Raw genomic sequence first — 12237 nt, forward strand, 5'->3', positions numbered from 1 at the left:
CTTGCATCTCTACCCTTGTCCTGACAAATACTTCAGCCTCGAGGGACTTACTAGTCTTGCTTGGCAAAAGCTGGGCGATGGTGAATCCAGGGCTTTGCAGCTTCGATTTGGGCGGCTAGGGCAATTACAGTTGCGTCGGCAGCGGGACGACCAATCAATTGGATGCCGATCGGCAGACCGTTTTGGTCAAAACCAGTGGGAATCGTGACTACAGGCTGCCCAGTTGCATTAAATGGGGGGCAGGGCGCTACCCAATTGATGATTTTTTCCAGAGTTTTGCTGGGTCGAAGTGTTGCCCATTCGCCAATGCGGATGGTGGAGTGCAGATAAGTTGGTAGCACTAACACATCGACTGCATCAAAGAAGGCGACTATATGACGGGCAACCATCTGCATTTTGCCAACGGCTCGCAGGTATTTGCCGCTGGAGTGAAAGCGCGATCGATTGAGTAACCACCGATTCATCTTGCCAAGAAAAATAAACGGGATGCCTGCCTCACTAAGGACAGCCTGCCAGACCACGCTAAACGGCTCAATCAGATCACTAAAATCAGGGCAACCTGGCTCTACCGTATGCCCCATCGTTTGTAGTAAATGCACTGTATCTAAAACAGCCTGCTTACAGCCTGGGTCTGCTGCTCCGACTGGTTCAATGGTCGTTGCAAAAGCAATACGTAGATGACCCGGTGGTTTCTGGGCTGCTGCTAGAAAAGAGGGGTCTGGATCGGGTAGCCAGTAAGGGTCACCAACGACATAACCGGACATAGCATCGAGCAATGCTGCTGCATCAGCAACTGTACGACCCATTGGTCCATTAGTGGCAATACCGCTGAGTCGATCGCCATAGGGCGCATGGGTTACACGTCCCCGTGAAGGCTTGATGCCAACGAGCCCACAGCACGATGCCGGTCCTCGAATGGAGCCGCCCCCATCTGATCCCTGAGCGATCGCGCAGAGTCCTGCTGCTAGAGCTGCTGCTGAGCCACCACTGGAACCACCAGGCGTATAGTCTAAATGCCACGGGTTACGGGCAGGTGGAAAGCCATCTGGTTCGGTATAAGGCAGCATCCCAACTTCGGATGTAGCAGTCTTGCCCAGGATAATGAAGCCAGCCTGCTTGATACGGGAGACTACACCATCATCTTCAGGGGAAATGCGCTTTTTAAGGAGTTTGACACCATACGCACAGGGCAACCCTGCCACTGCATTCAGGTCTTTGATGGCGATCGGCACACCAAAAAACGGTGGTAGCTCCTCGCTGTTGTAAGCGATCACCTCCGTTTTAGCGGTAGCGTCAGCAATGGCAAGTTCTGCTGCCACCGTGACATAGCTGCCCAACTGCCCATTCAGTTTCTCAATGCGTTGCAGGTAAAGCTCAACCAGCTCTAGCGGCGAGATTTCCCGCTGGCGAATCAAGCGTGCCTGCTCTAGGGCAGGAGTAAAAGCTAAGTCGGTCAAATTCATTTATGAAACTCGCCTTAATGGTGCAGGCTGATGCCGTAAAACCTCATCATAAAGGCTTTCCAAGTGTGTGATATTGTCGGTGAGCGTGTAGCGCTCTTTAACTCGTTGTCGAGCATTTTGCCCTAGCAACGTTGTCCAGCCTGGGTGTTCACACAGTTGGGGAAGCAACGTTTTAAGTTGGGTCGCGACGTTTTGGGTCTTTAAAATCACGCCTGCCTCGTGTTCCAATACCTCGCCATCAGCGCCAGCATCGGTAGCAACACAGGCTAACCCACACGCCATTGCTTCCAAGAGCGACAACGACAGTCCTTCGACCAGAGATGGCAGCACAAAAACATCAGAGCCACGCAGGATGTTAATCCGCTGCTGCTCGTCAGCGATAAAGCCTGACCAGATGATTCCGTGCTCTGGACCGTAGAACGGAATTAAAGAGGCTGCGAGCGAACCGTGGTTGCCCACAATTACTAGCTTGGTGCGATCGTCCATCCGACATTGCTTCCAGGCTTTAAGCAAGGATTCGATGTTTTTCTCGGGTGCGATGCGTCCCTGGTAGACAAAGATGCGATCGGCATCTAACTCTGCTTTGAGGCTTGATGGTCCTGGAGAATACTTCTGTATATCTACCCCATTAGGAATTACTGCCAGCTTGGAGGCTGGTACACCAAGGCGGATTAGCAGTTCCTTTTGAATGTGAGAAAAGATAATGACGCGATCGTACTTCGCTAGAAACGGTGCATAAAGCTGGTACATCAGATGCTGTGTACCCGATGTTAAATTACGCGGTTTGCGATCGAAGGGGGGATGAAACGTGGCAACAAGCGGAATACCCAACTCAAGACAGATTTCTGGCAGCAAAAAGTCAAGCGGCGATAGGGTCAGTGAAGCGTGAACCACATCAGGCTTGAGCCGATAAAGCGCCTGCGCCAGAATCTTGCTCGATTTGAACGTCGGAATGGTATAAATTTGCGACTTGTAAAGGAACGGTATCGAAATCTCTTGAAAGTCAGGCCAGTTGTCCGGCGGTGGTTCCGGTTGAGCAAAGTGAAAAAAACTGACCTGGTGACCTCGATCTAAGAGCGCGTTTGTCACCTCTCGACCGTAGGTAACATTGCCGCAGAAAGGCGACTTTTTTCCGAGCCAGGCGATATGCATTCAGGGTATAGAAACGAAAGGGATAGGGTGCAGTGATTAATGGTCAGTCATTAGCGAGCCATTAGCATGGGTACACCTAACCAAAACCGCACAGCCCATCACCCACTAACGCTGGTTTAATCCTGTACGGGAAATATACCAGGTTAAGACCCCTCCTGCGACGACCAAAACAGCTAGACCGATAAAGACGGCACGTAAGCCAAAAAACGTTTCAGCCACACCAGCAAGCGCCAACGGTAGGCTAAGGGCAATGTTAATGGCATTGTTCTGTAAGCCAAAAACCTTGCCCCGCATGGCTTCGGGTGTCTCCTCCTGAATCGCCGTTTGCATCGGTACACCGACAACAGCCGCAAAGCCTCCCAAGGCTGCAATCAGTAGTAATGTCGGTATCAGCCGCGTAACAGAGAGGGAAATACCAAATAACGACGCTGCCATGCCCAATGAACCAACCAGGCTCAGTTGTGTATGGGGAAACCGCTGACCAAACTGTCCGATAAACGTTGCCCCGATCGCCATACCAACGCCACCCATTGCCAGCAAAAAGCCGAACTGAGAAGACTTTATTTCTGGTGTCACCTCTGCCAACCGGACCGAAAGGACTGCCAGCGCTGCAAAAACCGAGAACAGAATGACTAGTTGAATCAACGCACTCCGTACGCGACCTTGCTCTGCCAGAAAGCGTAAGCCGTCACGGATGTCCTGCCAAACATGGGGTGCCTCAGCATCGATCGCCTCTTCCGTCGCGTTGGTTGCTAAACGGCTTTTCTCGCCAGTCCGCAGCCACAGCAAGATAACACCCGCGATCGTGTAACCACTCGCAACAACCAGTTCCTTACCTAGCCCGATCGCCGTCCAGCCGAGCTTGCTAATGAGAGTATCTGCCAACGCTAACAGCGGTTCACCGACGGCAAAACCAATGATTACCGATGCCATCATTGTGGTGGTATAAAGCGAGTTGGCAGACAGCAGATGCCGTCGCTCCACTACTAGCGGCAACGTTGATTGCTCGGCTGGCGCGAAAAACTGAGTCAGTGTTGAAACCAAAAACGTGATGCCAAGCAGCACACAGAAGCCGACGGGTAAGCCTGCCAGTGGCGACCAACCTTTCGATAGCCAGAGCAGCGGCGGTAACGCAAAAACCAAGCCGCCACGCAGAAGATTGGTCAGCACCAGCACCGTTTTCTTTGACCAGCGATCGACAAAGACACCTGCGATCGAGCCAAAGAGCACGGCTGGAATCGTGAACGCGATCATAATCGACGATACCCAGCCACTAATCGACTGATCATCGCTCTGAAAACGACTGGCAATGAGGGCAATCATCAGTACCAGATAAACCTTGTCTGCCAGTTGCGAAAAAACCTGACCACTCCACAAGGTTAGAAAATTGCGGTTCTTCAAAACAGGAAAAAAGCCCTGCTCTGGCTCTGGTGCTTGATGATTCGTTGGGGTACTGTCAAGCGATTCTAGTCCGTTCGCTGACCCATGACCATTGCCATTGTTCTGTGGCTCCAATGCTGGTGAAGGCATTGTTTCGGCGTCTGCTGGCTGCCACGGATCTTGCGCTAGTCGGCGCTGCGGCGATAAGTCATCTGCCACTCTGTCCTCTGCCGCTTTAAAGATATCCTCTGCCAATCTGGGTTTGCCAGCGTCCTGGCTGGTTAGAGGTGACATGGAATCATCTGACGAATCATTTGACGAAGCCAACGCTGGATCACCGAGTAAAGCATCAAGATCTACCTTACGTGACTCGTGGTTGATCATGTCACCTGAATTCGTTGGATTCAAGGACAACATCAGCGTTGCTTGTAGGTCAGAGCTGGACAATCGCATCATAACTTGAAGAGGTGTTTGAGGGAATTAGGCAGGATTGGCAGTGGCAAAACAGGCATCAATGAGGCTAGCAGAGCGGATCGGGCGATCGAGGTAATACTGAGCATAGGAGCGCAAGGCGTGCTCAACGGACTGCCATAGTGGGTCGAGTGTTCCGTAAGACTCTCCTGCCATCTGCATTTGCGCTAGCAACGCTTCTGGTTCAGGCAACGTTGCTTCAGCGAGATGCTGCATCAGCATCAGTTCCGGGGCACTTAAACGGCGATGCAAACTGGCGATCGCTTGTGACGGCTGGTAGACCTTAACTGGACGACTTGTAACAGCGGTAGTGTCAGACATAGCGTGCGGCTCCCCCACTTGCGGCACCCTTACGGCTGTGGCTTCTGCAACCTGATGATGACGCGGTGCTGGTTTAACAAGCAATTGCTCAAGTACTGCCAGGGTCACGGTACCGCCAGCCGGAATGCTGAAACCAATGCGCCAGTTGCAATCAGTCAAGTCAGGCGGCAGCGTTACTCGGGTCATGCAGCAGAGATGCACCTGGGGCGCAACACCTGCTAGGACAAGCAGTTGAAAGACTGCATGAGTCAAATGAGCTAATACCTGTGATGCGGGCGATCGCTCCAACCGTGCCAGATGTTCGTTGAACAGGTAAAACAATTCTTCTTGCGGCTGATCACTCAACGCCTGATGCAGACACAGTTCAGCGAGATACTGGCTGGCAATCAGCTTCCTTAAATCCTGTCCTAAGCGCGGATAAGACTCCAGCGTTTCTGCTTGCGTGATCTTGTCGAGCGACCGTCCCTTCGCAAACATCAGTTCATTGACTACAAACAGTTCGCTCCGTCCACCCATCCGCGAGTTGTGTTTGCGCGACCCCATGGCAATCGCCCGCACCAAGCCAAACTCGCGCGTCAAAATCGTCAGCAACCGATCGGACTCACCCATCGGCATACTTTTGAGATTGATTCCAGTCGCTTTATAAGTACGGCTCATGCAGGCGGTGATGCAATGGGTATATGGAGAGTAAGAGCAAAGGTGCGGAGGGAAAGAAAGGGGATTTTGTCTTGAGAAAATCTCTAGGCTAGATCGGGTCTTGCCCTTCCTGAATCTAACAGTTAACAGCTTTATGCCGCTTCTGCCCTCTATCTTTTAAGCTAAAGTACGTCCGCCTTTCTCTTTTTAGCGTATCGCTTTACCTTCGCGCTGCCTGATTAATTCAGGACCATGTGATGTGCCGAGTCGAGTTGCTCCAGCCATGATTAACTCTAACGCTTGTTCCACCGTACGAATGCCCCCAGAGGCTTTAATCCCCACCCGGTCTTTAGTCAGTTCTTTCAGTAGGCGGACATCGGCAACCGTTGCCCCACCATACAAGCCGGTGCTGGTTTTGAGGTAAGCAACACCAGCCTCCATGCAAACTTCAGCCGCCGATCGTTTTTCGGCATTCGTCAGTAATGCGGTTTCCAAAATTGCTTTAATTGTTTGCCCAGTCGCTTCATGTATTTCGGCAATTTCGCGATGTACGGCATCCATATTGCCTGCCTTTAGCCAACCGATATTAATTACTACATCCAGCTCGATCGCCCCGTTTTCTACTGCCTCTTGCGCTTCATAGAGCTTCACGGCTGAGGTGGTGGCACCGTAGGGAAACCCAATGACGGTACACACTTTGGGTCGCTTTCCATGTAGTAAAGCGGCGGCTTGCCTCACATAAGCGGGATGAACGCAAACAGCCCCAAAGTTGAATTGGTCGGCATCCTCACACCACTGCTCGACTTGCTCCAGTGTCGCGGTCGGATGTAGCAACGTGTGATCAATAAAAGGAGCGAGGTCAATCGACCCACTTGATCGCTCGGTCATGGGTATCTCCTAAAAAGTAGGGCTATTATTGCTGGATGATCTCACGCACTATTTGACTGTAAGCAAGCTCAAGCCAATAAGTGTTGTAATGCTCAGTGAGCCAGCCAGAAACATGAGCGATCGCCCGATCGGCACATTCAAAATGTAGAAGGTGGGATAGAGCAGACGCGCGACTATGTAAGCGATCGCTGCCCAACCTGCTAAAGCGGACTGCTGCCCCGTGACGTATGCCATCAATGCCGCTGCCGCAAACAGCACAAAAGACTCAAACGCATTTTCGTGCGCCCACGTCGCTCGCTGGGCATAGGCTGGCAGCTTATCAAAAAGAGCACGAGGCTGCGCCATATCGTAGCCAGCTTGAAGCCGACCGTAAGCGACAACAAGAAAGGGTAGGTATACCAATACAGCCGCGGTAGCAATGGCATACAGCAGCACTGCTGGAGTGGAAAGCGGCAAGGGTGGCAATGACATGATGGCGCGTTTTGAGATTGGCTGCTGTTTTAGTTTAGTCGTGTTGGTTGACAGATGGACGCTTCTAGCGGCGATCGCGTTCGCATCATGCTTCTTTTTTGAATGCTTTTCATGCTTACCGATTGCTTAGGCTTCTAATTCCTGAGATTAATGTTGCTTATTGGGTGCATTGAGTAAAATCTAACTAGAGAAGAGTTCATGCACCTGGGAGTGGTATGAAAAGGCAGCAGCACCGATCAAAACCACCGCAATCACCAATGCCTGCACGAGCGAGCCAACCGAACCGTCAAAAGTCAGCCATAACAGTTGCTTTGAGTCGGTTTCTATGGACTCGCCCCTTCGCTGTTTTGGGGGGTGCCTGGGTCGTTATGGTTGTGATTTCTCTTGTTGCAGTCAGCGGTTTGCTGAGTCCTGAATCATCTAATGGGAAAAGAACTACAGAAGCGGCGATCGTAAGAACGATGGCTAAAACGCCTCAGAGAGAGCAACAAAGTCGTTTGCCACTGTGGCTGTTTGGAGCAATCGCCCTAAGCTGTGCGGCTGGTTCTATGCTGGTTGCTAAGCAGGCAATGCGCCCACCCCGTCCTCAGGTTCGCTCTCCTAAACTGAAGCTAAAGCACCTTGCGTCCTATCCTGCTCCAAGTACGTTAGAGGAGACTCCAAGTGCGCCAGAACCAATGGAACTCTCTATACCAATCCCATCATCCTCGCCTGCCCCTGTCTCAGCACCTTCTTTTGTGCTGGAGCCACGTCGTAACCAGACAACTAAGGCTACTCCTTCTGTAACCTTGATGCAGCTTGCTCAAATGCAATTGAATCAAGCTCAGCAAACGAAGGCAGCGCCTGCTGCTGGGCAGCCAACGGTTGCGCCAGCTAAAGTTGCGCCAGTTAAGGTTGCCTCGGTCACAGTTGTCCCGCCCGAAGAGAAGTCGCCTCTCGACTGGGGGGAAGCTAGACTTGCTGATCAGTTGGAACTACGTAAACAGCGATCGGTCTCATTTTCTCTACGCACCTGAAGCCATTAAAGTCCTTAGGGGTAACAAAAATCGACGACTGCGATCGTGTAGATGCCTCACGCTGCTGGGGTACTTAAGCGTCTTCTGTAAGTAATATTTCCCTATTTATTGCTACATCCCACTGCTAACACAAAGTAGCAATGGGATGTAGCTAGTAGCATGAGTATTGCTTAAAGCGGAGAGGGGGGGATTCGAACCCCCGATCGCTTTCGCGATGCTCGATTTCAAGTCGAGTGCATTCGACCACTCTGCCACCTCTCCGTGAGGTCGGTGCAGTACGTCGTCTATCTTAACCTGTTATGGCTGCTTAATAGACAGCATGCCTTAATACGAGTGCTTCAAGAACGTGTAGGGTGAACTCAAACCTGAGCACTAAACCTACGTCTTCAAACTCTCTACTCTCGCCACAGGGCAATGCCACCGAGCAAGCCAGAAATATTTGGTACAATCTTGACGTTTTTAGGCAGGGTAGCGGTGATGAATTTTGCGTTGCCGCCACCAATATAGAGCATGTCGTAGTTAAACAGATGCTCCAAGGACGCGATCGCTTTTTCTACCCGATCGTTCCATTTTTTCTTGCCCGCTTCTTCGAGTGCGGCGTTGCCCAATTGTTGTTCGTAGGTATTTCCCTTCCGAAACTCGTGGTGTCCTGGCTCCAGATTGGGCACCAACTTGCCGTCGAGGAAGAGCGCACCACCAAGTCCCGTGCCAAACGTCAGCACAAGCTCTACCCCCTTCCCAGCGATCGCTCCTAGCCCTTGCATATCCGCATCGTTAATGACGCGCACAGGCTTCTCTAACTGCTGAGAGAGCGCCGTTTCTAAATCAAAGCCAATCCATTCAGCGTCAACATTAGCGGCTGTTTTAGTTACACCTGCTTTGACAACACCAGGAAAACCCACGGAGACGCGATCGTATTCCTTACCCTTTGCCAACCCAACGATCGCAGCAATCACTGCGTCTGGTTTGGCAGGCTGGGGCGTTTCAACGCGATCGCGCTCTGTGACGGGATTGCCCTCCTCGTCTAACACCATTACTTTGATACCGCTGCCACCGATGTCAACGGCAAGCGTTTGAATCAGTTTGTTTGCCATGCCAGATATGAAGTGGGTTTGCAACTAACTAATGTGTCGGTAACTGTGTGTTGACAATGGAAGTAGCGAGCATCCGTAGTGTGACAAGCGTCAGTACAGCAATTAGTCAAACCAGCCGACATCTCGGTTAAAGGAGTTAAGCGGATGTGCAGAGGCTTCAACAGGTGCAGAGGCTTCAACACGTTCAGAGGCTACAGGCGCAGGTGCCAACTTCAACTCTTGCGGAGCCAATTTTATTGGTACTGGAAGAGTGCTATTGTCTACGGCTGTTTCTTTTGCTTGTAAGGTCTTCAATTCTTCGGCGAGTTTGGCATTGGCATCTGTCAGCTGGCGCACGTCTTTGCGAGCCTGCTTCAGATCGGTCTGCAACTGCTCGATCGTCTTCAGTTCTTCGGCGAGTTTGACATTAGTATCTGTCAGCTGGCGCGCGTCTTTGCGGGTCTGCTTCAAATCAGTCTGCAACTGCTCGATCGTCTCTTTTTGGGCCTCTAGTGCAGCCGTCAGATCTGTAATCTTCTGTAGTAAGATTTCGTCCTGTTTTGGTTCGGGAGCTGGGTCCGGCTCTGTAGTCTCAGCCTGTTTAGTCGCTCGACCTTTTGCCGTTGTAGCGGCTTTGGTGGGAGCTGAGTCTGATGCGATCGCTGTCGTTTCGCCTGCTACATCCCCAGCGCCTGCTTCTGGCTTATCGGCTGACTGTTCAACTTCTGCCGCAGCCGTTGCCTCCTCTGAGGGTTTATTTGCTTCTTCGCGCAATAAATCTGACAATCGTCTCCTAGCCATGCGTCCTCCGTTCCCCATGCATCACTAATACTCTAAATAGATACCTTCTCAGGTAAGGCGGTGTCGAGTTCTGTTTCAGCACCTCTACAAACCATACTGCCATTTGTCAGCGAAACTGCACTGTGAACTTTCTGCCTTTGATCTTTCATGGCTGTGTTACTGTTGCCAATCGCGCTGAATTTCTTCGGCAACCTGATGATAATCAGCCTCAGCTTCACGCGCATTTTTACCGTGCCACAGCGCAATTGGTAGTCCTTCTAAGGCTGCCCGTTCGTGGGCTTTGTAGGCACGAATGAACGTCGTGCAGGCTGGAATACCAAGTTCTCTGAGTGTGCGTTGGGCATCTACTGCTTCGTTGACGCTACGAGGATCGACTCGTGTCAACAGCACCCGATGGGCAATGCCTCTTGGTGTGACTGTCGTCCGTACCGTCTCAATTAAAGCCGTTAAGTCCATTGGTGCAGGTGGTGTTGGCAGAATCATGTAGTCCGTTACAGGAATAACGGCTGCTAGCCCTTCGGAAGCCAGAGCCGGAGGCGTATCAACGACCAGCAGATCGTAGTCTCCTCCGTCGCGCAGGTCGGCAAGTGCTGCTGGCTCGGTCTCCTGCCTGAGATCAAAACCCATAGGATGATTGCCATGCTTAAACCACCAGGTCGCTGACCCTTGTGGATCAGCATCGACCAGCAAGACGCGCTGGTTTGCCGCTAGTGCCGCCGCTAAGTTAATTGCAGTGGTTGTCTTACCAACACCTCCTTTGCCATTGAGGACAACGAGGATTTTTTTTGGTGATGACAACGGCATGGGCTAATGGCTCTCGAATAGTGGTAGGGAACAGTGCTAAAGCTGAGTGCAAGTGTGATACGGCAAAAGGATGAAAGATGAGAGATGAATAAAAGCCCTTGCTTAAAGGAAGTTTCAAGGTTGATCTGTCCTAACGTTCTCTTCGACTGCTATGGGGCGATCGCTCCAGGATGAACGGGTCGTTTTTTCGCCCGTATGGAGCGTAAGTCTTGACAAATTATGTCTTCAAAAGTGGGATGCAGCGCCAAAAGGCTGCTATCGCGTTGCATAGAGTAGCCCAAAACGGACTAGCCCACTCTGGTAACCACGCTGCATAAGACTGAGGGAGAGCGCGGCTTGAATTGTTGTCCAACCAGATGTGAGTAGACCGACGAGTGCTTCAAAATTGAAGGCGGAGCTAATCACTACGTCCCAGAACGGTGCTACTGCTGTAGACCAGTCGGCAGTGCGAATCTGCTGAAAGTTGAGAGTATGGGCGATCGCCTCGTATTCTGGTAGCGATAGTACATAGGGCAGGCAATAGACGCGATAGATCTCTGCCAGGTGCTTCTGCTCGTCGGCTGTTAACGGTTGGCGATCGATGGGGCGATGGCACCACGTCACCATCAAAAACGTGCCGCCCGGTTTCAGCACTCGGTAGCACTCTTGCATAAACTTAGCCTTGTCAGGCATATGTTCGCCGCTTTCTAGCGACCAGATGAAGTCAAACGATTGATCGGCAAAGGGCAGATTGAGCGCGTCGGCAACCTGAAACTGGGCGATCGCGCCTGCTCCCCCACCATTCCCTGCCATACCTGCGCTTTTAGCCCGTTCTGCTGCCCGACCTGCCTGCACTGGGCTAAGGGTAACGCCTGTCACATTCGCGTTAAATTTCTCCGCCAGGTAAAGCGAACTGCCACCAATGCCGCAGCCCACATCCAAAATTCTCTCTGGTTGCTCAACCTGTGCCCACTGAAGCAGTTCTTCGATCAGGTCAATCTGGGCTTGCCGCCGCTCTTTTGATTGACGACCATCAGCACCATAATAGCCATGATGCATATGCTCACCCCAAATCTGCTCCCACAGACCAGAGGAGGCATCGTAAAACTGCTGAATTTGCTGGTTGAGCGTAGAAGTCATGGTGGCGAGAAAAGAGGTATGTGGCTAAGGGATTAGTAAAGCATAGATAGGAGGTAAGGGGGAGCAGAGGAGGAAGGGGAAGCAGGAGGATGAGGGATGAAAGCTAAAGGCTGAAGGCTAAAAAGTTGACCGCTAATGGCTATCTCCTTCAGGTTCTTATCGCAACATACTGTCCTGTATGTGTGGCAACAATGGTTTCCCTACAGGACGTTTCAGCGCTGAGGGTGATTCTGGCTTTTCCATGCCGTTGCAGCGTAGTTTAGAACGTGAGCCAACTGGCACGATCGCACTGACAGCAAGCCACGATCGCGTCCGTCGCTGGTTTCATGAAGTTCGTACTGCTCGATTGAATCACCAGGCGATTTGGCGTCTCTTCCACCTGGAGTTTTGCCCATAGGAGCGCCCAGCCAGCCAAAATTCCCAGGCTAGAGATACTGCCGCCAAAAATCGTCTCTCGATGGTTAATGTTGGGCGCGTAGGGCGCTAACAGCGAAATTTGCACATCGTCTACTGCTAGAACCGTTATTCCCATATGTTTGGTGAGGGGATATGCTCGTAGGCGTATTAAGTGATGGCATCTGGTTCCACAAAGGTTTGCCTCATACGGCAGTTTAGAGCTCAATGAAGCAGGCAGCTAAATCT

Annotated in this window: 12 protein-coding genes and 1 tRNA gene; 1 reads left to right on the forward strand and 12 read right to left on the reverse strand. The window is 51.6% G+C overall.

Translation table 11 applies throughout. The features are described 5' to 3' along the window. Positions 1 to 50: 50 nt before the first annotated feature. The 6 genes from H6F86_RS00835 to H6F86_RS00860 all read right to left on the reverse strand — a co-directional run bounded on the left by H6F86_RS00835 (position 51) and on the right by H6F86_RS00860 (position 6782). On the reverse strand, positions 51 to 1463 hold the full coding sequence (locus H6F86_RS00835; RefSeq protein WP_190446236.1) for an amidase: 1413 nt from the start codon (positions 1461 to 1463) through the stop codon (positions 51 to 53). After that, positions 1464 to 2615 carry a glycosyltransferase family 4 protein gene (locus H6F86_RS00840; protein ID WP_190446237.1) on the reverse strand — a complete coding sequence of 384 codons (1152 nt, stop codon included), beginning with the start codon at positions 2613 to 2615 and terminating at the stop codon, positions 1464 to 1466. 105 nt (positions 2616 to 2720) lie between these two features. Beyond that, complete coding sequence (locus H6F86_RS00845; protein WP_190446238.1) at positions 2721 to 4451, reverse strand: MFS transporter; 1731 nt, start codon at positions 4449 to 4451, stop codon at positions 2721 to 2723. A gap of 24 nt (positions 4452 to 4475) precedes the next feature. After that, a complete protein-coding gene (gene recO, locus H6F86_RS00850; protein WP_190446239.1) occupies positions 4476 to 5444 on the reverse strand; it encodes a DNA repair protein RecO in 969 nt (322 codons plus the stop codon). A gap of 186 nt (positions 5445 to 5630) precedes the next feature. After that, positions 5631 to 6311: a deoxyribose-phosphate aldolase gene (gene deoC, locus H6F86_RS00855; protein ID WP_190446240.1), complete on the reverse strand. Its 681-nt coding sequence runs from the start codon at positions 6309 to 6311 to the stop codon at positions 5631 to 5633. Between the two features lie 48 nt (positions 6312 to 6359). After that, on the reverse strand, positions 6360 to 6782 hold the full coding sequence (locus H6F86_RS00860; RefSeq protein ID WP_190446241.1) for an MAPEG family protein: 423 nt from the start codon (positions 6780 to 6782) through the stop codon (positions 6360 to 6362). A 257-nt stretch (positions 6783 to 7039) separates the two neighbouring features. Between H6F86_RS00860 and H6F86_RS00865 the strand changes: the two genes are divergently transcribed. Then, on the forward strand, positions 7040 to 7798 hold the full coding sequence (locus tag H6F86_RS00865; RefSeq protein WP_190446242.1) for a hypothetical protein: 759 nt from the start codon (positions 7040 to 7042) through the stop codon (positions 7796 to 7798). A gap of 176 nt (positions 7799 to 7974) precedes the next feature. On the opposite strand, the gene H6F86_RS00870 is transcribed toward H6F86_RS00865, so the two are convergent. The 6 genes from H6F86_RS00870 to H6F86_RS00900 form a co-directional block, all read right to left on the reverse strand. Next, positions 7975 to 8059: transfer RNA gene (locus H6F86_RS00870), tRNA-Ser, on the reverse strand. A 134-nt stretch (positions 8060 to 8193) separates the two neighbouring features. Beyond that, positions 8194 to 8892, reverse strand: coding sequence for an ROK family protein (locus tag H6F86_RS00875; protein WP_190446243.1), 699 nt, complete (start codon positions 8890 to 8892; stop codon positions 8194 to 8196). 102 nt (positions 8893 to 8994) lie between these two features. Beyond that, positions 8995 to 9672: a hypothetical protein gene (locus H6F86_RS00880; protein ID WP_190446244.1), complete on the reverse strand. Its 678-nt coding sequence runs from the start codon at positions 9670 to 9672 to the stop codon at positions 8995 to 8997. 156 nt (positions 9673 to 9828) lie between these two features. Continuing rightward, positions 9829 to 10476, reverse strand: coding sequence for a ParA family protein (locus H6F86_RS00885; RefSeq protein WP_190446245.1), 648 nt, complete (start codon positions 10474 to 10476; stop codon positions 9829 to 9831). A 255-nt stretch (positions 10477 to 10731) separates the two neighbouring features. Then, a complete protein-coding gene (locus H6F86_RS00890) occupies positions 10732 to 11595 on the reverse strand; it encodes a methyltransferase domain-containing protein (protein ID WP_190446246.1) in 864 nt (287 codons plus the stop codon). Positions 11596 to 11854: 259 nt separating this feature from the next. Continuing rightward, positions 11855 to 12217, reverse strand: a complete 363-nt coding sequence (locus tag H6F86_RS00900) for a YiiD C-terminal domain-containing protein (protein ID WP_347240059.1) — start codon at positions 12215 to 12217, stop codon at positions 11855 to 11857. Positions 12218 to 12237: the final 20 nt, after the last annotated feature.

Origin of the sequence: Phormidium sp. FACHB-592 (assembly GCF_014695795.1) — a bacterium.
In the GTDB taxonomy this organism is placed as follows: Bacteria; Cyanobacteriota; Cyanobacteriia; order Leptolyngbyales; family Leptolyngbyaceae; genus Stenomitos.

What these genes read in the sequence shown, in the direction of transcription:
- H6F86_RS00890 (WP_190446246.1), bottom strand. Translation starts at nt 11,595, where the DNA reads ATGACTTCTACGCTCAACCAGCAAATTCAGCAGTTTTACGATGCCTCC.
- H6F86_RS00880 (WP_190446244.1), bottom strand. Translation starts at nt 9,672, where the DNA reads ATGGCTAGGAGACGATTGTCAGATTTATTGCGCGAAGAAGCAAATAAA.
- deoC (WP_190446240.1), bottom strand. Translation starts at nt 6,311, where the DNA reads ATGACCGAGCGATCAAGTGGGTCGATTGACCTCGCTCCTTTTATTGAT.
- H6F86_RS00875 (WP_190446243.1), bottom strand. Translation starts at nt 8,892, where the DNA reads ATGGCAAACAAACTGATTCAAACGCTTGCCGTTGACATCGGTGGCAGC.
- H6F86_RS00860 (WP_190446241.1), bottom strand. Translation starts at nt 6,782, where the DNA reads ATGTCATTGCCACCCTTGCCGCTTTCCACTCCAGCAGTGCTGCTGTAT.
- recO (WP_190446239.1), bottom strand. Translation starts at nt 5,444, where the DNA reads ATGAGCCGTACTTATAAAGCGACTGGAATCAATCTCAAAAGTATGCCG.
- H6F86_RS00835 (WP_190446236.1), bottom strand. Translation starts at nt 1,463, where the DNA reads ATGAATTTGACCGACTTAGCTTTTACTCCTGCCCTAGAGCAGGCACGC.
- H6F86_RS00845 (WP_190446238.1), bottom strand. Translation starts at nt 4,451, where the DNA reads ATGATGCGATTGTCCAGCTCTGACCTACAAGCAACGCTGATGTTGTCC.
- H6F86_RS00840 (WP_190446237.1), bottom strand. Translation starts at nt 2,615, where the DNA reads ATGCATATCGCCTGGCTCGGAAAAAAGTCGCCTTTCTGCGGCAATGTT.
- H6F86_RS00885 (WP_190446245.1), bottom strand. Translation starts at nt 10,476, where the DNA reads ATGCCGTTGTCATCACCAAAAAAAATCCTCGTTGTCCTCAATGGCAAA.
- H6F86_RS00865 (WP_190446242.1), top strand. Translation starts at nt 7,040, where the DNA reads ATGCCTGCACGAGCGAGCCAACCGAACCGTCAAAAGTCAGCCATAACA.